This is a genomic window from Sphingopyxis sp. Geo25 (assembly GCF_949769135.1).
Classification (GTDB): domain Bacteria; phylum Pseudomonadota; class Alphaproteobacteria; order Sphingomonadales; family Sphingomonadaceae; genus Sphingopyxis.
Window position 1 is genome coordinate 141794 of sequence record NZ_CATKOZ010000003.1, and the last position, 21743, is coordinate 163536.

At 66.9% G+C, this 21743-nt stretch carries 22 protein-coding genes; 8 read left to right on the plus strand and 14 right to left on the minus strand.

Annotation, left to right across the window (positions count from 1 at the left end):
* The first annotated feature begins 89 nt into the window (after positions 1-89).
* A complete protein-coding gene (locus QOL68_RS11230) occupies positions 90-2258 on the plus strand; it encodes a primosomal protein N' (RefSeq protein ID WP_282949404.1) in 2169 nt (722 codons plus the stop codon).
* 68 nt (positions 2259-2326) lie between these two features.
* The gene (locus QOL68_RS11235; protein WP_282949403.1) at positions 2327-3859 is read left to right on the plus strand and encodes a tetratricopeptide repeat protein; all 1533 of its coding nucleotides are present in this window, start codon (positions 2327-2329) and stop codon (positions 3857-3859) included.
* 7 nt (positions 3860-3866) lie between these two features.
* Here the strand turns inward: QOL68_RS11235 and QOL68_RS11240 are convergent, their stop codons facing one another.
* Genes QOL68_RS11240 through QOL68_RS11250 form a run of 3 tightly spaced genes read right to left on the minus strand, consistent with a single transcriptional unit; the run spans position 3867 to position 6123 of the window.
* Positions 3867-4625: an isocitrate lyase/PEP mutase family protein gene (locus QOL68_RS11240; protein WP_282949402.1), complete on the minus strand. Its 759-nt coding sequence runs from the start codon at positions 4623-4625 to the stop codon at positions 3867-3869.
* A complete protein-coding gene (ada, locus tag QOL68_RS11245; protein WP_282949401.1) occupies positions 4622-5656 on the minus strand; it encodes a bifunctional DNA-binding transcriptional regulator/O6-methylguanine-DNA methyltransferase Ada in 1035 nt (344 codons plus the stop codon). Before ada ends, QOL68_RS11240 begins: the two co-directional genes overlap by 4 nt.
* Positions 5653-6123, minus strand: a complete 471-nt coding sequence (locus QOL68_RS11250; protein ID WP_282949400.1) for a DUF1203 domain-containing protein — start codon at positions 6121-6123, stop codon at positions 5653-5655. The genes ada and QOL68_RS11250 overlap by 4 nt, the downstream gene beginning before the upstream one ends.
* Positions 6124-6285: 162 nt before the next feature.
* On the opposite strand from QOL68_RS11250, the gene QOL68_RS11255 reads away from it, so the two are divergent.
* Positions 6286-7107, plus strand: a complete 822-nt coding sequence (locus QOL68_RS11255; protein ID WP_282949399.1) for a DUF2306 domain-containing protein — start codon at positions 6286-6288, stop codon at positions 7105-7107.
* Between the two features lie 154 nt (positions 7108-7261).
* Complete coding sequence (locus QOL68_RS11260) at positions 7262-8797, plus strand: S1C family serine protease (protein ID WP_204992199.1); 1536 nt, start codon at positions 7262-7264, stop codon at positions 8795-8797.
* Between the two features lie 43 nt (positions 8798-8840).
* Here QOL68_RS11260 and QOL68_RS11265 read toward each other — a convergent pair whose 3' ends face one another.
* Together QOL68_RS11265 and QOL68_RS11270 are read right to left on the minus strand one after the other, a co-directional pair.
* Entirely contained in the window at positions 8841-10214 is a 1374-nt protein-coding gene (locus QOL68_RS11265) for a M20/M25/M40 family metallo-hydrolase (protein WP_282949524.1), read from the minus strand.
* An 87-nt stretch (positions 10215-10301) separates the two neighbouring features.
* Complete coding sequence (locus QOL68_RS11270) at positions 10302-11624, minus strand: hemolysin family protein (RefSeq protein ID WP_282949398.1); 1323 nt, start codon at positions 11622-11624, stop codon at positions 10302-10304.
* Between the two features lie 222 nt (positions 11625-11846).
* Here QOL68_RS11270 and QOL68_RS11275 point away from each other — a divergent pair, with 222 nt between their 5' ends.
* Positions 11847-12536 (plus strand): YiaD family glycine zipper/OmpA-like lipoprotein, encoded by a 690-nt coding sequence (locus QOL68_RS11275; protein ID WP_058456323.1) that lies wholly within the window; start codon positions 11847-11849, stop codon positions 12534-12536.
* Between the two features lie 56 nt (positions 12537-12592).
* Here the strand turns inward: QOL68_RS11275 and QOL68_RS11280 are convergent, their stop codons facing one another.
* The 6 genes from QOL68_RS11280 to QOL68_RS11305 are packed head-to-tail and all read right to left on the minus strand — an operon-like array spanning position 12593 to position 16679.
* Positions 12593-13222: a MarC family protein gene (locus tag QOL68_RS11280; RefSeq protein ID WP_058456324.1), complete on the minus strand. Its 630-nt coding sequence runs from the start codon at positions 13220-13222 to the stop codon at positions 12593-12595.
* Complete coding sequence (locus tag QOL68_RS11285; RefSeq protein WP_282949397.1) at positions 13219-13884, minus strand: hypothetical protein; 666 nt, start codon at positions 13882-13884, stop codon at positions 13219-13221. The genes QOL68_RS11280 and QOL68_RS11285 overlap by 4 nt, the downstream gene beginning before the upstream one ends.
* Entirely contained in the window at positions 13884-14780 is an 897-nt protein-coding gene (gene folD, locus QOL68_RS11290; RefSeq protein ID WP_282949396.1) for a bifunctional methylenetetrahydrofolate dehydrogenase/methenyltetrahydrofolate cyclohydrolase FolD, read from the minus strand. Before folD ends, QOL68_RS11285 begins: the two co-directional genes overlap by 1 nt.
* Position 14781: 1 nt before the next feature.
* Positions 14782-15090, minus strand: coding sequence for a YggT family protein (locus QOL68_RS11295; protein ID WP_282949395.1), 309 nt, complete (start codon positions 15088-15090; stop codon positions 14782-14784).
* A 36-nt stretch (positions 15091-15126) separates the two neighbouring features.
* Entirely contained in the window at positions 15127-16035 is a 909-nt protein-coding gene (gene argB / locus QOL68_RS11300) for an acetylglutamate kinase (RefSeq protein ID WP_282949394.1), read from the minus strand.
* Positions 16032-16679 carry a queuosine precursor transporter gene (locus tag QOL68_RS11305; RefSeq protein WP_282949393.1) on the minus strand — a complete coding sequence of 216 codons (648 nt, stop codon included), beginning with the start codon at positions 16677-16679 and terminating at the stop codon, positions 16032-16034. Before QOL68_RS11305 ends, argB begins: the two co-directional genes overlap by 4 nt.
* A gap of 117 nt (positions 16680-16796) precedes the next feature.
* Between QOL68_RS11305 and QOL68_RS11310 the strand changes: the two genes are divergently transcribed.
* From QOL68_RS11310 to QOL68_RS11320, 3 genes are all read left to right on the plus strand, one after another.
* On the plus strand, positions 16797-18110 hold the full coding sequence (locus tag QOL68_RS11310) for a NupC/NupG family nucleoside CNT transporter (RefSeq protein ID WP_282949392.1): 1314 nt from the start codon (positions 16797-16799) through the stop codon (positions 18108-18110).
* 93 nt (positions 18111-18203) lie between these two features.
* Complete coding sequence (locus tag QOL68_RS11315) at positions 18204-18818, plus strand: beta/gamma crystallin-related protein (RefSeq protein ID WP_204992192.1); 615 nt, start codon at positions 18204-18206, stop codon at positions 18816-18818.
* A 34-nt stretch (positions 18819-18852) separates the two neighbouring features.
* Complete coding sequence (locus tag QOL68_RS11320; RefSeq protein ID WP_282949391.1) at positions 18853-19164, plus strand: MliC family protein; 312 nt, start codon at positions 18853-18855, stop codon at positions 19162-19164.
* Here QOL68_RS11320 and QOL68_RS11325 read toward each other — a convergent pair.
* The 3 genes from QOL68_RS11325 to QOL68_RS11335 are packed head-to-tail and all read right to left on the minus strand — an operon-like array spanning position 19159 to position 21735.
* Complete coding sequence (locus QOL68_RS11325; protein WP_282949390.1) at positions 19159-20301, minus strand: epoxide hydrolase family protein; 1143 nt, start codon at positions 20299-20301, stop codon at positions 19159-19161. The genes QOL68_RS11320 and QOL68_RS11325 overlap by 6 nt on opposite strands.
* Positions 20302-20341: 40 nt before the next feature.
* The gene (locus tag QOL68_RS11330; RefSeq protein WP_058456333.1) at positions 20342-20830 is read right to left on the minus strand and encodes a hypothetical protein; all 489 of its coding nucleotides are present in this window, start codon (positions 20828-20830) and stop codon (positions 20342-20344) included.
* Positions 20831-20868: 38 nt separating this feature from the next.
* Positions 20869-21735: a 3-hydroxyacyl-CoA dehydrogenase NAD-binding domain-containing protein gene (locus tag QOL68_RS11335; RefSeq protein WP_282949389.1), complete on the minus strand. Its 867-nt coding sequence runs from the start codon at positions 21733-21735 to the stop codon at positions 20869-20871.
* Positions 21736-21743 lie beyond the last annotated feature (8 nt).

The following is a 21743-nucleotide window of genomic DNA, read 5'->3' on the forward strand; positions in this document are numbered from 1 at the left end:
CCCGGAGGCGACGGTGACACAAGCATCGCCTTCGGCCGGACCCTAGCCGCTTTCCTATTTTACCGGCAGCCCTATATCCTGCTCGCTTCATGACCCGCGCCCGCGTCCTCCTTTTGACCGCCGCCCTCGGCCCGCTCGACTATCGCGTGCCCTATGGCAGCGAAGCCCCGCTCGGCAGCGTCGTCGTCGCGCCGCTCGGCCCGCGGCGGATGGGCGGCGTGGTGTGGGAGGACGCCAGTTTCGGCGCCCCCGAGCCCGTCGGCGACAACCGCCTGCGCAACCTGTTCGAGGTCGTGCCGGTCCCGCCCGTCGCCGCGCCGCTGCGCAAGCTGGTCGAATGGACGAGCGACTATTATCTCGCACCGCCCGGGTCGGTGCTGCGCATGGTGCTGCCCGGCGCGGCCTTTACCGACGCGCGGCGCCCGATCGTCGAATATCGCGCCACCGGCGAATTGCCGGCGCGGATGACCCCGCAGCGCACCGTCGCGCTCGAAAAGATCGGCACGCGGCAGGGCATCGTCCGCGAACTCGCCGCCATGGCCGAAGTCAGCGAGGCGGTGATCCGCGGGCTCGTCCAGACCGGGGCGCTCGAAGCGGTCAGCGTCTCGGCCGACCAGCCCTATCCCGAGCCCGACAGCGACTTTGCCCCGCCCGACCTCTCCGACGAGCAATCCGCCGCCGCGCAGCAACTGAGGGACGCGGTCGCCGCGGCGAAATTCGAGACTTTGCTGCTCGACGGCGTCACCGGGTCGGGCAAGACCGAAGTCTATATGGAGGCGATCGCCGCCGCGGTCGAGGCGGGCAAGCAGGCGCTGGTGCTGCTCCCCGAAATCGCGCTCACCGAGCCGATGCTGACGCGCTTCGCCGCGCGCTTCGGTTGCGAGCCCGTCGCCTGGCACTCGGGCCTGCGCTCGACCGAACGTCGCCGCGCCTGGCACAGCATCGCCGCGGGCGAGGCGAAGATCGTCGTCGGCGCACGCTCGGCGCTGTTCCTGCCCTATGGCAACCTTGGGGTCATCGTCGTCGACGAGGCGCATGAGACGAGCTTCAAGCAGGAGGACGGCGTCCATTATCACGCGCGTGACGTCGCGGTGATGCGCGGGCATTTCGAGGGGCTGCCGGTCGTCCTCGCGAGCGCGACCCCGGCGCTCGAAAGTCTCGCGATGGTCGAGGCGGGCCGCTACCGCCACATCGTCCTCCCTGCGCGCTACGGCGGCGCGACGCTGCCCGACCTCGCGGCGATCGACATGCGGCAAGACCCGCCCGACCGCGGGCGCTGGCTCGCGCCGCCACTCGTCGACGCGCTCGCCGACCGGCTTCACAAGGGCGAGCAGAGCCTGCTCTTCCTCAACCGCCGCGGCTTCGCGCCGCTGACGCTCTGCCGCACCTGTGGCCACCGCATCCAATGCCCGAACTGCACCGCATGGATGGTCGAGCATCGGCTCGTTCACCGCCTCGCGTGCCATCATTGCGGGCATGTCATGCCGCCGCCGCGCCTCTGCCCCGAGTGCGAGGACGAGGACAGCCTGGTCGCCTGCGGCCCCGGGGTGGAGCGTGTTGCCGATGAGGTGAGCTTACGCTTTCCCGAAGCGCGCACCGCGATCGTCACCTCGGATACCCTGTGGTCACCCGCGAAGGCCGCCGAATTCGTCGATGCGGTCGAGGCGGGCATGGTCGACATCATCATCGGCACCCAGCTCGTGACCAAGGGCTATCATTTCCCGAACCTGACGCTCGTCGGCGTCGTCGACGCCGACCTCGGCCTCGACGGCGGCGACCTTCGCGCGTCCGAGCGCACCTTCCAGCAGATCGCGCAGGTCGCGGGCCGCGCGGGTCGCGGGGTCAAGCCCGGCGCAGTGCTGATCCAGACCCGAGTCCCCGACGCCCCCGTCATGGCCGCGCTCGTCGCGAACGACCGCGAGGGCTTCTACGCCGCCGAGGCCGCGGCGCGAAGGCAAGCCGGCGCGCCGCCCTATGGCCGCTTCGCTGCGCTCGTCATCTCGTCCGAGGATATCGAGGTCGCCCGCGGCGTTGCCAAGAGGCTGGGCGAGAAGGCGCCGGTCGCCGACGGACTCGCCATCTACGGCCCTGCCCCCGCGCCGCTCGCGATGCTCCGCGGCCGCCACCGCTTCCGCCTTTTGCTCCACGCGCCGCGCAGTTTCGACCTGCAAGGGGCGATCCGCGACTGGGTCGGCCGCATCGACTGGCCGGCGAAGGCGCGCCTCGCGATCGATATTGATCCATATAGCTTTGTATAGTCGTACCAGCCCTTTACACCGTCGGACGGTGCTGGCAGCATTGCGGCATCAGGGGACGGGGGCGCAGAATGAAGAAAGCCGGTTTGGGCCTGCTGGCCGGAATCGCGATCATGGGCGGGGCAGACAGGGCTGAGGCCAAATGGCTGCGCGCCGATACCGACAATTTCATCATCTACAGCGAGGGCAGCGAGAAATCGCTGCGCGACTTTGCCGACAAGCTCGAACGCTTCGACGCGACGCTCAGCCTGCGCTTCGGCATTTCGCGCGTGAAAGAGCCCAACCGCCTGACCATCTATCTGGTCGAGCGCGCCGCCGATGCCGGCAGACTCACCGCGGGCCGGCTGGGGCCATCGATCGCGGGCTTCTACAGCGCCGACCCCGAAGGCAGCTTCGCGGTTTCGAACCGCGAGAGCACGGTCATCAAGGGCACGCCCGAATGGCAGCAGACGCTGTTCCACGAATATGGGCATCATTTCATGCGGCGCTACCTGCACGCCGCCTTCCCCGCCTGGTTCATCGAGGGCTTTGCCGAATATTATTCGACCACCGATTTCACCAAGGACGGCAAGGCGGAGATCGGCAAACCACCTTATGGACGCGCCTACGGCCTGCTCGAAATGCCCAAGATCCCGGCGGAGACCCTGCTCTTCCAGCGGCCGGGCACGATGCGCAATTCGGGCCAGATGGACGTCTATTACGGGCGCGCCTGGCTGCTCACCCACATGCTCTACAGCAGTACCACGCGCTCGGGCCAGCTCGGCGCCTATCTGGGCGCGATCAACAAGGGGGTGGAGGCGAAGAAGGCCGCGACCGACGCCTTCGGCGACCTGACGCAGCTCGACCGCGACCTCAACACCTATCTGAAACAGCGCCTATCCTATCGCACCACGGGCGAACCGATAGCCGTTTCGGCCACCGTCACGATCACGCCGCTGTCACCCGCCGACGATGCGATGCTGCCGCTGCAGCTCGAGCGCAAGAGCGCGAGCGGCGACGAGGAGCGGCTGAGCAAGGTGCGCGATGGCTTGGCGAAGCTGGCGGCGCAGTATCCGGGCGACGCCGACGTCTGGTACGAGCTGGCGATGGCCGAATGGGACCGGGGCAAGGAAAAGCGCGACTCCGGCGCCGCGCGTGCGTCCGTCGACAAGGCGCTGGCGCTCGACCCCAAGCATGTCCGCGCCAATGTCCTGCTCGGCCGCATCATGCTCGACGCGCTGCGCGAGAAGGACGATCCCTCGGCGGCCGACTGGAACGCCGCGCGCAAGCCGATCATCCTCGCCAATCAGACCAACCCCGACGATCCGGTGCCGCTGCTGGCCTATTTCCAGAGCTTCGCCCCTCAGGGCCGCGAGCCGCCGTCGATCGCAATCGACGGTCTCGCGCGCGCATTCGAACTTGGGCCCGAAAATGGCGAGGCGCGGATCAACTACGCCTTTGCGCTTGCGAATCGGGGCAAGTTCGACCGCGCCATCGCCCTCGCCAAGAGCATCGCCTACGATCCGCATGGCAATGGCGACGGCCCGGCGCTGCTCGACCGGCTCGAAGCGATGAAGGCAAAAAGCGAAGGAAAGGCCGCGGCCGACGACGAAAGCGCCGACTGACCCTGCCTCAATAGTCTGGCTCTTCGCCGCCCAGAACCTGCGCGGTTTGCGCAGCGAGCCACGCCATCGCCCCTGCCCACGGCTGGTGCCCGTGGCTGATCCGCGCGACGCCGAGCGCGGCCAGTTCCCGATGCGTCGGGCCGCCCTTGCCGCGCAATATGTTCACCGGCAGCGGCGAGCCTTCGCAGATCGCGCCGATAGATTTCGGGTCGAGCAGGAAAGGCACGAACAGCGACCCTGCGCCCGCGTCGGCGTAGGCACGCGCGCGTTCGAGCGTCGCGGCGACCAGCGCCGCGCCGTCCTTTGCGACGTCAGCCCCGCGAAACGTGTCGCAACGCGCATTGACGAAGATGCCGGTGTCGGCCGCGGCGCGATAGCGCGCCACCGCCTCGGCGACCGGCAGCAGCGCGTTCTCGCCGGGCAGCCGGTCCTCCATATTGATCCCCGCCGCGCCCGCCGCCTTCGCGCGGCCGACCGAAGCGCCGACCGCAGCCGGATCGGCGCCATAGCCCGATTCCATGTCGATCGTGACCGGCAGGTCGGTCACCGACAGGATACGGTCCAGATTTTCGAACACATCCTCGAGCGGGAAATCCTCGCCGTCGGCGCGGCCCTGCGCGCCCGCGACACCAAAGCTGCCCGTTGCGATCGCCTTCGCGCCCGCGCCGGCGACCGCGCGCGCGCTCCCGGCATCCCAGATATTGACGAGGATCAGCGGGTTGCCCGGAACGTGCAGCGCGCGGAACTCGGCCACTTTATCGGTCATTTGCTTTCCCTCTTCAGAAGCTCGCGCTTGATCGGCAGGCCATAGGCGTAGCCGCCGAGCGACCCGTCGCTGCGTACCACGCGGTGGCACGGGATCAACACCGCCACGTTATTTGCCCCATTCGCGCTCCCCGCCGCGCGCACCGCCTTGGGCTTGCCGACGGCTGCAGCGATATCGGCATAGCTGCGCGTCTCGCCCGCCGGAATCTTGCGCAGCTCGCGCCACACCGCTTCTTGGAAAGCGGTGCCCTTCACGTCGATCGGGATATGATCGAAGCCGGCCGTCGGCGCCTCGACCGCGTCGACGACCTCTTTCAGCAGCGCCGAAAACTCGTCACCGCCTTCGACCAGCTCGGCCGCGGGAAACCGCTCTTCGAGCGCCTCGCGCCCCTCGTCGAAGCTCAGGCGGCACACGCCTTTATCGGTCGCCGCGACGAGCATGTCGCCAAGGCTGGTCGACACGACCGCCCAGTGGATCGTCGCGCCCTTGCCGCCATTCACCCACGCCGAAGCCGTCATGCCCATGCGTCCCTCCATATTGTCATAGAAACGCGACGGCCCCGAAAAGCCCGCGTCGTAAATCGCGTCGGTCACCCTTGTCCCGTCGCTCAGCGCCTGCCGCGCGCGCTCCTCGCGCAGCGCGCGGGCGTAAGCGGCGGGCGACAGACCGGTGTGGCGGGTGAAGACGCGCTGGAAATGCGTCGGCGAATAGCCGGTGCGCGATGCAAGATCGGCGAGCGCGAGCGGTTCTTCGCTCGCCTTGATCGCCTGGATCGCGGCGAGCACCGCCCCCTCGTCGCGCGCGACGTCGTCAGGCAGGCAGCGCCTGCACGGACGAAGCCCCGTCTCGCGAGCCGCGGCGCCGTCGGCGAAGAAGCGGATATTCTCGCGCAGCGGATGCCGCGCGGCGCAGCTCGGCCGACAGTAGATGCCGGTCGTGAGCACGCCGGTCACGAAGCGCCCGTCGAGCGCGCGGTCGCGGCGAAGCACCGCCGCCCAGCGATCGTCGTCGGTCATCAGATCGCCGGTCATGCTGCATCCCTTTCGATCCGCGCGGCAAAGCAGCCATACGCAGCGTTGTGAGCGTGAATATAGGCAATGCCATCATCGGCGAACAGGTCGCGGATCGCCGTGTCGGCCTCTCCCGGCGCCGCGAGCCGCGCAGTCTGCAGCATCCCTGCAGAGTCGAAGGCGCGCAGCGCGAGCGGGCGGCCCTCGAACACCGGCGGCGTCTCGCCGCGATAGGTCGCCGCTTCAACGCCGGGCCGGACATAGATCGCATAGGCGCTGCGATAGGGCGTCGCGACGTCGTGGCTGGTGTGATGCAGCAGGATCAGCTCCTCCCCCGCCCTCGCGTCCTCCAGGCTGATGCGGCAGGGAAAGCCGCGGTCGGCGGTCGCGGTGACGCGGCGGGCGTTCAGGGCATCGAGGCCGGCCTCATCGAGGTCGAACAATCGGGAAAAGGGTTCGGGGTCGAGCCCCCGGATCACATAGGTCATGGCTTGTCCTTTCTCTTGCCTGGACCGCCAATGCCACGCCTCGATCCCGGCCGCGTCCCGATGCTTGCGTTCAAAATATCGCAGCGAACTGTATTACTGTATTATATCATTGACTCACTTCGGCAACAGCGCCATTCTCCCAACAATTTCGGGGAGTCTGCCATGGCGACGATCGACGCATCCCTCGTATCCGCCCGGCCCGCGCGCCGCGCCGACTGGCTGGGCCGCGCCGCGACCTTTTGCTATCTGTCGATCGCGGCGGGACAATTGCTCTTCACCGCTTTCATCCTGCTCTTCTATTACCCCTCGTCGCTGTCGGGCGATTTCGCGGCATGGAACGCCAAGCCGCTGATCAAGGGCTTCGTCGCGGGCGACGCGAGCGGCAATCTTTTCTTCGCGGCCCATGTGCTGATGGCGGCGGTGATCACCTTCGGCGGGCTGATCCAGCTCGTCCGGGCGATCCGGGGTCGCTGGCCGCAGGTCCATCGCTGGAACGGCCGCCTCTATCTGGCGACCGCGCTCATGCTGTCGCTCGGCGGGCTGTGGCTGACATGGGGTCGCGGCACCTGGCTCAACCTGATCGGCGCGGCCGGCATCACGCTTGACGCGCTGCTCATCCTGGCTTTTGCGGCGATGGCGTATCGCGCTGCCCGCGCACGCCGCTTTGCCGATCATCGCCGCTGGGCGCTGCGCCTGTTCGCGGTCGCTTCCGCCGTCTGGTTCATGCGGGTCGGCTATATGGCGTGGGGCATCGCGACCGGCGGCGCGGGGATCGGCAAGGCGATGGACGGACCGTTCGACATCTTCCTTGCCTTCGCCAACTCGCTGCTGCCGCTGGCGGTGACCGAACTCTATCTCCGCGCCGACGCACGCGGGACGCCTGCCGCCAGGAATGGCGTCGCCGCGCTGCTGGCAATCGGCGGCGTCGTCATCCTCGCGGGCAGCGCGGGCGCGTGGATGATGATGTGGAGCCCTTATCTGTAACTGGCTGACTATTCTGTAACTGGCTGACTATAAAGTCGTGCTCGCGCCATTCCGCTTTGACTCCTCGGCAGCCGGATTCCCGCCTTCGCGGGGACGCAGGACATTTCATGTCCAGCGGCTTGCCTTCGTGGCCTCAACGGCTAGGTTCGCCGCCATGACCCGCTTCCTCGCGCTCCTGCTCGCCCTCCTCACCGTCACCCTCCCCGCCCGCGCCGCCGACGATATCAGCGCCGTTTCGCGCAGCGTCGTGCGCGTCGTCACCGTGGCGATGGTCGATGGCGAGGTCGTCGGCTTCGGCCACGGCAGCGGCATCGCCATTTCGCCGACGCGCATCGTCACCAACGCGCACGTCGTCGAATCGGCGGCGCGCTACCCGGGCAATGTCGCCCTGGGCGTCGTCCCGTCGGAGGGGCAGAAAAGCTATGCCGCGAAACTGATCGCGATCGACACCGAGCGCGACCTCGCGCTGATCGAGATGACCGAGGGGCGCGTTCCCGCCGCCGCGGTCTATTCGGGGCCGATCGATTCGGGGGTCGACGTCGTCGCCTTGGGCTACCCGGGCAACGTCGATCTCGCGACCGCGCGCAGCGCCGCCGACTATATCACCCCGCGCACCCCGGTGCGCAGCGAGGGCAATGTCTCGAACCGCCAGCTCGTCGAGGGTGTCGATTCGCTCGTCCATACAGCAAAGATCTCGCGCGGCAATTCGGGCGGGCCGCTCGTCGACCAGTGCGGCCGCGTCGTCGGCATCAACGCCGCGATCACCCGCGCAGACGAAGGCGATTCGCCTTTCGCCTTCGCGATCTCGACGCGCGAGCTCGCGCGCTTCCTTGCCGATGCGAACCAGCCCTACAGCTCGATCGGGACGCCCTGCCTGTCGATGGCCGAGGCCGATGCACGCGACCGAGCCGCGCTCGACGCCGATGCACGCAGGGCGGCCGAAGCCAATGCCGCGAAGGAAGAGGCCGCGGCGCGCGACCGCCAGCTGAGGCAGGAGCGCGCCGATGAGGAAGCGCTTGCCGCGCGCGAGAACCGTATCGCGCTGGCCGGAGTGTTGTTCGTCATCGGCGCGCTGTCGGCCGGCGCAGGCCTGATGTTCCATGGCCAGAAGAACGCCCGCAACGCAAAGATCGCCGGCGGCGCCGGTGCGGCGCTGATCCTGGCCGCGGCGGTCGTCTTCATCACCCGCCCCGACGCCCATGCCGAGCCGCCCGCGGAGAAAGCGAAACCTGTCTTCGCCGATGCGCCGACGGTCGCCGAGGGGCAGTTCCTCTGCACAATCCGCGCCGACCGCAGCCGCATCACCGTCTCATCGACCACCGACGTGCCGATGAAGGTCGCCGCGAACGGCTGTGTCAACGACCGCACCCAATATGCGCAGGGGGCCGACGGCCATTGGCAGCGCATCCTCGTCCCCAACGACGACGCGACCGTCACCGTCGCCTCGCTCGACCCGACGGGTAAGGAGTATCGCGTCGAACGCTATCTGCTCGACGCCGACACGATGACGCGGGCGCGCGAGATTCGCGCCGGGGTGACGCTCAAGAGCTGCACCGCCGACCCCGACGCACTCGCGGGCCTCGCGACCCAACAGGAGGCGATCCGCGCCGTCCTGCCCGCGAGCCCGAACGAGCGCCTCGTCTATCAGTGTCAGAAGGCAGCCGCGAGCGCGGCCGCGCCTGCCCCCTGATCGGGGAAACGACGACCGGGGAGCGGGCGCGAGCGGCCGCGCGCTATTTCGACAGGTCGCGCAGCAGACTGTCCCAGTGCGCCAGCGCGGGGGCGATCGCGTCGACGGGCACGCGCTCGTTGAGGCCGTGCGCGTAGCTGTCGCTGGCTTTCGAGAAGAGCCCCGCGACGCCGTAGCTCGGCACGCCCTGGATGCGGAAATGATAGCTGTCGGTCGCGCCCGCGCTCATCGACGGGATGATCGGCAGGCCCGGCGCGCGCGCATGGACCGCTTTCGCCACCGCCGCCATCACGTCGGGTCGCAGCGGCGAGGCGTCGCTGGCGCTGGCGTCGGGATCGGGGTTCACCGTCACGCCGGGGTCGCCGATCACCTTCACCAGTTCGGCGCGCACCTCTTCGACCGGCACGCCCGGGAAGATGCGGCAATTGATGTTCGCGGTCGCGCGCTGGGGCAGCGCATTTTCGGCATGGCCGCCCTTGACGAGCGTCGGCACGCAAGTCGTGCCGATCTGGCCGACATATTCGGGGTCGGCGCGGATCGCGGCGATCGCCTTCGCATCCGACGGGTTTGCGGCAAAAGCCTTCAGCGCCGCGCCGATGTCGCCGCCGACCTGATCGGCGACGATCGGCATACCGACCCTGGTCAGCTCGTTCTGCTGCGGCGTAAAGCGATAGGCGCCGATCTTGGCGAGCGCCTCGGACAGCTCGGCGATCGCATTGATCGCGCCGGGGCGCGAGCTGTGGCCGCCGGGATTGGTGACTTCGAGGGTGAAGTCGGCATAGGTCTTCTCGCCCGCCTGCAGTCCGTAATATTTGGGCTTGCCGTCCTCGCCGATCAGCCCGCCGCCGCCGTCGCCGTTGAGCGCGAACTCGGCGTTCTTGTATTTGGCGGCGAGCGCGCGCGTCGTCGTCATCGAGGTTTCCTCGTCGCCCGACAGGAGCAGGATGATCGAGCGCCTGGGCTTGAAGCCGTCCTTCTTGAGCTGCGCCATCGTCGCGACCATCATCGAGACGTCGAACTTGTTATCCTCTGACCCGCGGCCGAAAATATAGCCATTTTCCTCGACCGGAACGAAGGGATCGCGCGTCCAGTCCTTCGGATCGGCCTCGACGACGTCCATATGGCCGAGCAGGACGATCGGCTTTTGCTTCGTCGTGCCCTGCAGGGTCGCGGCGAAGGTTGCGGTCTCGCCCATCGGGGTGATTTCGATGTCGGCGTCGGTGTAGCCCGCCGCCTTGAGCACGCTCGCATAATAGGCCGCCAGCTCGGGAACCTTGCCGCGGCCCATAACCGTCGGGATCGCGATGCTGTCCTTCAGGATCTTTTTCGCCGCGTCGGTGTCGGCGGGCTTGGCGTGGACGGGCGCGGCGGCGAGCAGGGCGGCGGCGAGGGCGATGGGGGCGGTAAGGTTTCGCATGGAAACCCAACCTAGCCGGCCGGCGCCGCGGCGCAAGAGATAGAAATGGATCAGCATCGCGTCGATGCCGATCCGCATCGCAGCAACCTATTCGCTCGCCTCCGCCTTCGGCTTGCGGAATTCACTGACCAGCAATTTGTCGATCTTGCGCCCGTCCATATCGACGATCTCGAACTTCCAGCCGCGGTCGGTGAAGCATTCGCCTTCCTTGGGCAGATGTTTCAGGATCGCGAGCGCATGGCCCGCCGCGGTTGCATAGTCGCGGTCGTCGCCAAGCTCGATCCCCAGCCGCTCGGCCATCTGGTCGGCGGGCATCGATCCCGCGATGAGCAGGCTGCCGTCCTCGCGCTCGACCACGAAGGGCTCGCTGCCGATATCCTGGTCGGACGCGAATTCGCCTGCGATTGCGGAGAGCAGATCGGCGGGGGTCACCAGCCCGTCGAAATGGCCATATTCGTCGTGGACGAGCAGCATCGGCACCTCGGCCGCGCGCAACCCCTCGAGTGCGTCCATCGCGTCGAGCTGGTCGTGGATGACCTTTACCGGCCGCATCAGCTGCTCGAGGTCGATCACGTCGCCGCGAAACAGCGCCGCCACTATATCGCGCGCCTGCACGACGCCGACGATGTCGTCGACCGACCCGCGTGCGACCGGCAATCGGCTGTGCGGGGTCTCGAGAAGCTTGTCACGCACTCCGCGCGCGTCGAGCGACGTGTCGATCCAGTCGACGTCCTTGCGCGGGGTCATCACCTCGCGCACCGGCCGGTCGGCGAGGCGCACGACGCCCGAAATGATCGCGCGCTCGCTTTCCTCGATCAGGCCCGACTTCGACGCCTCGGCGACGATCAGGTGCAACTCCTCGGCGGTCACCCGGTCCTCGGATTCGCGGCTGAGCCCGAGCAGGCGAAAGACGAGCGCCGAGCTGTTGTCGAGCAGCCAGACGAGCGGCGCCGCGACGCGCGACAGCCAGACCATCGGTCCCGCCATCGCGATCGCGATGCGTTCGGGCGCGCGCAGCGCAAACTGCTTCGGGACCAGCTCGCCCGCAATCAACGAGAAATAGGTGGTGATGCCGATGACGACCGCGAACCCCGCAGCCTCGGCATGTTCGGCGTCGAGCCCGAACCAGGCGACGAGCCGGTCGGCGACCGGCTGCCCCAGACTCGCGCCCGAATAGGCGCCCGCCAGAATGCCGATCAAGGTGATGCCGACCTGCACGGTCGACAGGAAGCGGCCGGGGTCGGCGGCGAGTTGCCGCGCTATCTTCGCGCCGCGGCTCCCGCGCTTTTCCGCCGCCTGCAGCCGCGGGTCGCGCGACGAGACGATTGCGAGCTCGGACATGGCGAACAGGCCGTTGAGGAGGATCAGCACCGCGATAATCGCGACGTCGGACCAGGGGAAAGGAGTCATCGGGCGTGCGTGCGGCGCATCGGCGCCCGGCCCCTGTCGGCGTTGGTCATCGCGCACCTATAGGCGAAACAGGACGCACAGCACAATGGCGCTCGCTGAACGGCCCAGTCAGGGGGCGTTAAGCGAGATTTTGGAACCAGTTGCCCCGGCCATATGTTATCGACACCGACGGCGGCGTTCGCAGGGCCGACAGGCAGCCGCCGCAGACAAGGGAGCGACAGGATGAACAGCAAGACGATCAAGCTCACCGCCCTCGCCAGCATCGGCGCGCTCGCGCTGACCGGCTGTGTGACCGACCCCGAAACCGGCAAGCAGACGATCTCGAAGGCCGCGATCGGCGGCATCGGCGGCGCGCTCGGCGGCTATCTGCTCGGCGATCTCGTCGGCGGCCGCAACGATCGCACCGAGAAGATCCTCGGCGCGGGCATCGGCGCCGTCGCGGGCGCGGGGGTCGGCTATTATATGGACCAGCAGGAAAAGAAGCTCCGCGAACGTACCGCGGGCACCGGCATCGACGTCGAGCGCCAGGGCGACCAGCTCGTCCTCAACATGCCCGGCGACGTCACTTTCGACTATAACAGCGCGGTGGTGAAGCCGAACTTCCGCAGCGCGCTCGACAGCGTCGCCTCGACCCTCGGCGAGTATCCGAGCACCTTCATCGACGTTTACGGCCACACCGATTCGACCGGCAGCGACACCTATAACCAGGGCCTGTCCGAGCGCCGCGCGGCGTCGGTCGCTGACTATCTCGCCGGCCGCGGGGTCAATCGCGCGCGCATGGCGACGCTCGGCTATGGTGAATCGCAACTGAAGTGTGCGCCCGAACGCAGCGAGGCGGATTATCAGTGCAACCGCCGCGTCGAAATCCGCATCGCACCGGTGACGCAGAACGACGTCAACGCCGCGCAGTAACAAGCTTCCATTCCCGTGGAAGGATCGGGGCGTCGCCGCAGGGCGGCGCCCCGTTCTTATCCGAGGCTGGGGAAGCTGGCCTTCAGGCCGTCGATCACGAACTGCGCCGCGAGCGCCGCGAGCAGCACGCCAAGCAGGCGGGTGATCACCGCCTCGCCCTTGTTGCCGATCAGCCGCATCAGCGGCCCCGCCGCGAGGAGTGCGCCCAGCGTGAGAAGGAGGACCAGCAGCAGCGCGGCAAAAATCACCACCGCGCGGTCGAGCCCGTTGTTCTGCGCGACGAGCAACATCACCGAGGCGATCGACCCCGGTCCCGCGAGCATCGGCATCGCCATCGGAAAGACCGAGACATCCTCGACCTCGGGGGTCGCCTTCACTTTCTCGGCGCGTTGTTCGCGGCGTTCGGTGCGCTTTTCGAACACCATATCGATCGCGATGATGAACAGCATGATCCCGCCCGCGATGCGGAAACTGTCGAGGTCAATGTGGAGGAAGCTGAGCAGCGCCTCGCCGAACATCGCGAAAAAGACGAGGATGAACCCCGCGATGACCGTCGCGCGAATCGCCATCGAGCGACGCTGCTGCGCGCTCGCGCCGGTCGTCAGGCTGGCGTAGATCGGGGCGCAGCCCGGCGGATCGATGACGACGAACAAGGTCACGAACGCCGAGATGAAAAGGTCCATCATTTCGGCGGCGCGGCCACTTTATCGTCGATCACCGTCGCCATCGTCTTACCGTCCCAAAGGCGGATGACGAGGCGGCGCGACTGGTCGGGACGCACGGTCGAGGTCCAGCTGAGCGTCTGGTCGGGCGACAGGCCGACCGCCATGTCGTCGCCCTCGTCGCCGGCCTCGATCGGCACCGCGGGACGCGAGCCGCATTTCGCCTGTTTCGATTCGATGAAATCGGGCGCGGCACGCGGCGCCGTCAGCGCGTCGCCATGATCGAGCACCCAGTTGATCTTGCCGCTGATCGGGTCGCGCAGCCAGACGGTGGTGAAATAGCCGTTGCCGCCCCCCTTTTGCCAGGCGCCGGTGGTTGCGCCGGCGTTTCCGTCGCAGCTCACATAGACGGCGTGCGGCTGCCACTTCACCGCTTCGGCGGGGTTCGCCTGCGCCTTCAGCCAGTCGCGCGCTTTCACCCGTTGCGGCACGAACATCACCGCATCGGGCGCCGAGGTCTCGCGGAACGCGGTCCACTGGCCTTTCTCCTGCGCCAGCCGCGCGAAGGCGATTTCGGCGGCGACATAAGCACTCGGGTTCGCGGCGAGCGGCCGCTTGCGCGGATCGGGCCCCTGCGCGCAGCCGGCAACCAGCGAAAGCGTGACGACAGCAAGCACAAGGCGCATCAGAAACCCTCCGGGTCGGCGAGCCCGGCGCGGCGATGCGCCGCGACGAGCGTGTTGCGAAGCAGGCAGGCAATCGTCATCGGCCCGACGCCGCCGGGGACCGGGGTGATCGCCGAGGCGACCGCAGCCACATCGGCATAATCGACGTCGCCCACGAGCCGCCCCTTCGGCGCGCCGTCGGCGGGCGGCAGGCGGTTGATCCCGACGTCGATGACGACCGCGCCGGGCTTGATCCAGTCACCCTTGACCATCTCCGCCCTGCCCACCGCCGCGACGACGATATCGGCGCGGCGGACAAGGTCGGGCAGGTCGCGAGTGCGGCTGTGCGCCATGGTGACGGTCGCGTTGGCGCCGAGCAGCAGCGCCGCCATCGGCTTGCCGACGAGGATCGAGCGACCGATCACGACCGCGTCCTTGCCCGACAGGTCGCCAAGCCGGTCCTGTAGCAGCAACAGGCAGCCATAGGGCGTGCAGGGTACCATGCCGGGGATACCGAGCGCGAGCCGCCCGGCGCTGACCGGCGTCAGCCCGTCGACATCCTTGTCGGGGTCGATCGTCGCCACCGCGCGCTGTTCGTCGAGATGGCCCGGCAGCGGGAGCTGGAGGAGAATGCCGTCGACGGCTTCGTCGGTATTAAGCGCCGCAAGCAGCGCCTCGACCTCGTCCTGCGTTGCCGTTGCCGGCAGGCGATGCTCGAAGCTTTCCATGCCGGCGGCGAGGGTCGCCTTGCCCTTGGACCCGACATAGACCGCGCTCGCCGGATCGTCGCCGACTAGGACGACCGCGAGCCCCGGCACGCGGCCGGTCGCGGCCTTGAACGCGGGTACGGCCGCCGCAATGCGGTCGCGCAGCCCGGCGGCGAATGCCTTGCCGTCAATGACCTGCGCATCGGTCACCTCAGATCGCTCCCGAGTTGACGCCGAGCGTGTAAAGATAGCTGATCACCGGCCCCTGGAGGATGATGAGCAGGATCAGCACCACCATTGGCGTCAGGTCGAGCCCGCCGAAATCGGGCATGATCCGCCGGAACGGCCGGTAAAGCGGCTCGGTGATCCGGTCGAGCACATGCCAGAGCTGGCCGACGAAATCATTGTGTGTGTTGATGACGTTGAAGGCGATCAGCCACGACATCACCGCCTGCACGATGATGATCCACCACAGGATGTTGAGGAGGATCGACAGGATTTGAAGGAACATCAGGTACATGAATATCTCCGGCGGGGCGCGTCGGCTTGCCGCACCCTAGCGATGAATGAGCGTGCCCGCACCCCGTGCGGTGAAAATTTCGAGCAGCATCGCGTGCGGGATGCGCCCGTCGAGGATGACCGCGGCCTCGACTCCGGCGTCGACCGCGGCAACGCAAGTTTCGACCTTCGGGATCATGCCGCCGGTGATCGTCTCATCGGCCTTCAGCGCATCGATCGCTTCGCGATCGAGATCGGTCAGCAGCGAACCCGATTTGTCGAGCACGCCCGCGACATCGGTCAGCAGGAAGAAGCGCTTGGCGCCGAGCGCCCCGGCGATCGCCCCCGCCATCGTGTCGGCGTTGATATTATAGGTCGCTCCGTCGGCGCCAAGCGCCACCGGCGCCACCACGGGAATGAAATTGTCGCTCGCGAGATTGGTCAGGATCGTCGGGTCGACCGCGACCGGTTCGCCGACGAAGCCCAGGTCGACGTGGCGCTCGATCCCCGAATTCGGGTCGGGCTCGGTGCGGCTGATCTTTTCGGCGAGCACCAGATTGGCGTCCTTCCCCGAGATGCCGACCGCCCGCCCTCCGAGCCCGGCGATCCAGCCGACGATTTCCTTGTTGATCTTGCCCGCCAGCACCATCTCGGCAACCTCGGCGGTCGCCGCGTCGGTGACGCGCAGCCCGCCGACGAAGGTCGATTCGATCCCGAGCTGTTTCAGCATCCGGCCGATCTGCGGCCCGCCGCCATGCACGACCACTGGGTTGATACCGACTGCTTTAAGGAGGACGACATCCTCGGCGAAGTCGCGCTGTGCCTCGGGGTCGCCCATCGCATGGCCGCCATATTTGATCACGAAAGTCTCGCCGGCATAGCGCTGCAGATAGGGAAGCGCCTCGACCAGCGTCTCGGCCTTTGCGAGCAGGTCGGGCATTTTCGAAGGGTCGGTCACAGGGGTCATCCGGGGTTGTTCGCGTCGAGTTTGCGGCCGATGGCGACCACCGCCATCACGAGCAGCGGCACCATCACCGCCGACAACGCAACCTTGGCGATCATCTGGCCGAGCATCAGATCGCCGATCGGCCGCACGCCGTAGAAGCTGACCGTGATGAAGATCAGCGTGTCGATGATCTGGCTGAGTGCCGCGGCGATAAAACCGCGCAGCGGCAGCAAACGTCCATTGTTCGCGGTCATCCGCGCGAAGATCCAGACGTTGAGGCTGACGGACACGCCATAGGCGAGGATGCCTGCCGCCATCATCCGCCAACCCTGCCCCATGATGATCGGGAAGGCTTCCTTCGCGGGCTCGTACATGCCTTCGTCCATTGGCAGCTTCAGGACGAACACGGTCAGGATGATCGCAAGGATGAGCGGGATGAAACCCAGTCGCACCAGCTTGTCGGCGACGACGCGGCCGTGCAGTTCGGCAATACCGCTCGAAATGGCGATCAGCGTGAGAAAAGGAAAGATTCCGGCCTCAACCGCGAGCGGACCGAGCGCAACCTGCTTCGCGCCGAGAAACCCGCCGAGCGGAACCATGCCGCCGTAGAGGATCGCAAACAGCAGCAACGAAGGCGCAGTCACGCGCGAGGGGCTAGTTTCCATCGGCGCCGCTTAGTCGGTTTTGCGAGCGCTGGAAAGACACCCAATCGGCGCAGGCTTGCCCCGCGCCCAAAGCCCGTTAGACAGGCGCAATAAACTTGCGGGGGACGCACGCTCATTATGGAACGCCTCATCGGTCTGCTCGGCATCGTCGCATTGCTTGCGATTGCCGTGCTCTTTTCATCGAACCGCCGCTGGATCCGCCCGCGCGTCGTCATTCCCGCCTTCCTGCTGCAGGCCGGTTTCGCTTTGCTGGTGCTCGGCACCCCGTGGGGCCGATCGATCATCGGCGGCATGTCGGCCGGCGTGTCGAACCTGCTTGGCTATGCAAAGGCAGGCACCGACTTCATCTTCGGCCCGCTCGCAAGCCCCGAAATGGGCGGGCACAGCTTCGCGATCGCCGCGCTCCCCGTCATCATCTTCTTCGCCTCGATGATCTCGATCCTCTATTATCTCGGCATCATGCAACTGGTGATCAAATGGGTCGGCGGCGCGATCCAGAAGATCACCGGTATCACCAAGGTAGAAAGCCTCGGCGCGGCGGCGAATATTTTCGTCGGGCAGAGCGAAAGTCCGCTCGTCATCCGACCGTATCTCGCCGCGCTGACGCCGTCGCAGCTCTTCACGGTGATGACGGTCGGCATGGCGGGCGTCGCGGGGACGATCCTCGGCGCTTATGCCAGCATGATCGGCGAGCAATTGCTGCCCTATCTGCTCGCCGCGAGCTTCATGTCGGCGCCGGGTGGCATATTGATGGCGAAGATCATGATGCCCGACGACCCCAAGGATCTTGGCATCGAGCCGGTGATCATGCCCGAGGCGAGCCATGACGAGGAAAAGCCCGCGAATATCATCATGGCGGCGGCCCAAGGCGCGCAGACCGGCGTGAAGCTCGCGGTTGCGGTCGGTGCGATGGTGCTCGCCTTCGTCGCGCTCGTCGCGCTCGCCAACGGCCTGCTCGCCGGGATCGGCAGTTGGTTCGGTTATCCCGATCTGTCGTTCCAGGCGGTGATCGGAACGATCTTCCGCCCGGTGATGTGGTTGATGGGCGTACCATGGGACGAAAGCGCCGCTGTCGGCGGACTGTTCGGCACCAAGATCGTCCTCAACGAATTCGTCGCCTTCATCGACCTTGGCAAGGTGCAGGACGCCATGTCGCCCGCGTCGATCGCGATCGCGACCTTTGCACTCTGCGGCTTCGCGAATTTCAGCTCGATCGCGATCCAGATGGCGGTGACCGGCGGCCTCGCGCCCAACCAGCGCCCGATGATCGCGAAGCTGGGCCTCAAGGCGCTGCTCGCGGGCAGCCTGTCGAACCTGATGTCGGCGGCGCTCGCCGGACTGATGCTCGGCATTGCGCCGCCGGCCGCACCCCCTCCCGCAAAGACCGTCGCGGCGCCTGCCGCGCCCGCACCGGCGCCCGTCGATCCCTGACGCTAGGGAGAATTTGCAAGCCGCTCGAGCTTGGCTTAAGCTTTCAGAATATAACGAATCCCGGGTCGCATTTCGCTGAAATGGGAGGCTGTCATGAAAAGCGCATATCGTTTGTCGATCCTTGCCGCCGTGGTCACGGTTTCGGGGGCGGGACTTTTCGCAACTTCGAGCGCCCAGCCGCCCGAAGACAAGATGCTGCGTCCGCCCGAAGCGACCATCTATCGCGACGCGGCTTATAAGGGGCCAGCCGTCTTCATCGGCGAGGAAAAGTCCAATCTCGGCCTCGCCTGGCCGGTCAATTCGATCCGGGTCGCGAGCGGCCGCTGGGAATTGTGCGAAAGGACACGCTTCCGCGGCCAGTGCCGCACCGTCGACCGCGACACCCCGATGATGGGCAATATCCTGCGCGGCATCACCGTCCAGTCGATCCGGCCCGTCGGTTCGGGCGGTGGCGGCTGGAACCCCAACCCGCCCGCCAACGACCAGGTCGCGCGCGGCAATTTCGCCGAATTTCACACCCAACCTTCGCAAGGCAATTACCGTGTCCTCGCCTGCACACGAGGGTCGGCGACGGCCAATTGCGCGGCGCAGACCGCCGACACCTGGTGCCGCTCGATTGGCTGGAACGGGTCGGCGCGCGAACATATGGAGACGGTCGCGGGGCGGATCTATCTCGCCGACGTGCTGTGCGTACGCTCGGGCTATTAGGGTCAGGGGTCCTGACCCTAAGGGGAGAGACATTATGAAAAAGACGGTGGCAATCCTCGCCGCAGCGCTTGCGCTTGCCGGCTGCTCGTCGGTCCCGCGCAATACGGGCACCAGCTATGAGTGCAGCGGCGGTACGAAACTCAAGGTCGACTATGTCAGCAACGGTGCGATCGTCCGCGTCAACGGGATGCGGACGATGGTCCTGAAGGCGACGCCCGCCAACGCAGGTCAGATCTACGAGAACAAGTCGGGCGCCCGCCTCGCCCGCAACGGCAATGACGTCATGTGGAACACGGCCGCACGCACGGCAGCCGAAAGCTGCCGCGTCGTTTATACCCCGCTATAGGTTCATTTCGGCGAGGGCCGCGCGCACTTCGCCGACGAACAGGTCGGGCTGCTCCCACGCGGCGAAATGGCCGCCGCGGGGCGGGTCGTTCCAATAGACGATATTCTTGTATCGCCCCTCGGCCCAGCGGCGCGACAGGCGCATGATCTCGTTCGGGAAGAGACTGCAGCCGGTCGGCACATGGATTTCCCCGAAGCCGAAGGTGGCGAAGCTGTGCCAATAGAGCCGCGCCGACGAGGCCGCGCTATTGGTCAGCCAGTAGAGGCTGACGGTATCCAGCATCGCATCCTTCGACAGCGCCTTTTCGGGATGGCCGCCGATCGACTGTCCGCCCGGTTCATGACCGCAATCGGTCCATCCGTGGAATTTCTCGACGATCCAGCACATTTGTCCAACCGGAGAATCGGCAAGGGCGTAACCCACGGTCTGGGGCCGCGTCGCCTGCTGGGTCGAATAGCCGTTATCCTTGGCGCGATACCAGCCGAAGCGGGCGAGATAGGCCTTCTCGTCGTCGGTGAGGTCGGACATCGTTGCCGGGTCGGGCTGGCCGACGATCATGTTGACGTGGATGCCCGCGCAATGGTTCGCGTGATTGCCGCCGATCGCGCAGGTCACGGCGCTGCCCCAGTCGCCCCCCTGCGCAAAATAGCGGTCGTAGCCGAGCGCGACCATCAAGGCGTCCCATGCCGCCGCAATATGCTCGACGCTCCATTTGGCCTCGGCCGGCTTGCCCGAAAAGCCGTAGCCGGGGAGCGACGGGATCACGAGATGATAGTCGGCCGACAGCGGTTCGATGACATCGAGGAATTCGAGCACCGAGCCCGGCCAGCCGTGCGTCAGGACGAGCGGCCGCGCCGCGGGATTCGCCGAGCGGATGTGGAGGAAATGGATGTCGAGCCCATCGATCTGCGCGAGGAAGTTGGGATAGCTATTGAGCCGCGCCTCTACCTCTCGCCAGTCGTAACGGTCCTGCCAATAGGCCGCGAGTTCCTGCGCATAGGCGAGCGGAACGCCCTGGTCCCAGTCGTCGACGGTCTCCTTTTCGGGCCAGCGCGTCCGCGCCAGCCGATCGCGCAGATCGTCGAGCGCCGCCTGCGGCACATCGACGGTGAAGGCCCGGATATCGGCGACGTCCATCCAAATCCCCTCGCTCGCTGCCCCCTTGTCGGGGTATGTATCAGGGCCGCGCGGGCGCTTTGCAACCGCGTTGCAGGCCGACCCCTTTCAGAAAACCACGCCGCACCGTTCCGGCATAGACCGCCGCGGCATAGCGCCGCCGTTCGGCGTTGGCGCCGGTGACTTCACCGATCAGCCCGCGGAAGGGAATGACCGATCCGGCCAGACTGCCCGCGACGCGCCCCGCGGTTTCTTCGCGCTTTTTTTCGCGGTCCTTGTCGACCATTTCGTTGACGTCGGGGCCGAGCACCTCGTTGAGTTCGGTCACCTCGCGAATGATCGCCGAACATTTGCCCAGCCCGGCCAGCGAATAGGGGTCGCCCTGGATCGCCAGCAGTTTCGGGGGCGCTTCCTTGCCGTCGAACGGTTCGGTCACCTGGTTGGCGGTGTCCTTGATGGTGGAATCTTCGGGCGCGCCCTGCTGGGCGTATGCGGTCGCCGAAACGGCCAGCGCGGCGGTCGATAAAACTGCGAAAGTCCCTTTGTGCATCTGACGCCTCCTTCGCTGCTCCCGTGCAGCCTGCCAAGCTAACGCGTCGGAACCGGTTCGGCTCCCGTCCAGTCGTAGAAGCCGCGCCCCGCCTTCTTGCCGACCCAGCCCGCCTCGACATATTGGACGAGCAGCGGCGCGGGGCGGAATTTCGGATCGCCGGTGCCGCTCTGCAGCACGCGGATGATCTCGAGGCAGGTATCGAGCCCGATAAAGTCGGCGAGCGTGATCGGACCCATCGGATGGTTGAGACCGAGGCGGCAACCGGCGTCGATATCCTGCATCGTCGCGACCCCCTCGCCGAGCGCAAAGATCGCCTCGTTGATCAGCGGCATCAGGACACGGTTGACGATAAAGCCCGGCGCGTCGTTGGCATGGACGATTTCCTTGCCGAGCCCGCGGCCATAGGCCTCGACCTTCGTCAGCGTGTCGTCGCTCGTTGCGAGGCCGCGGATCAGTTCGATCAGGCCCATGACGGGCACAGGGTTGAAGAAATGGACGCCGATGAAGCGCGCGGGATCGGGCGCGGCCTGCGCAAGGCGGGTGATCGGGATCGAGCTGGTGTTGCTGGCGAGGATCGCGGTCGCCGAAAGATGCTGGCCGACGCTGGCGAAGATCGCGCGCTTGATCTCCTCGCGCTCGGTCGCGGCTTCGACGATGAGGTCGGCAGGTGCGAAGGCGGCATGATCGGCGACGGGGGTGATGCGGCCGAGCAAGGCGTCGGCGTAGGCTTGCGTCATCTTTTCCTTGGCAACGAGGCGCCCGAGCGATTTCGCGATTCCTGCCTTGCCGGCCTCGGCGCGCGCGATGTCGATGTCGGAAAGGAGCACATCATGGCCCGCGCCCGCCGAAACCTGCGCGATGCCCGCGCCCATCTGCCCTGCCCCGATGACGCCTACGATCATTGCCTGTC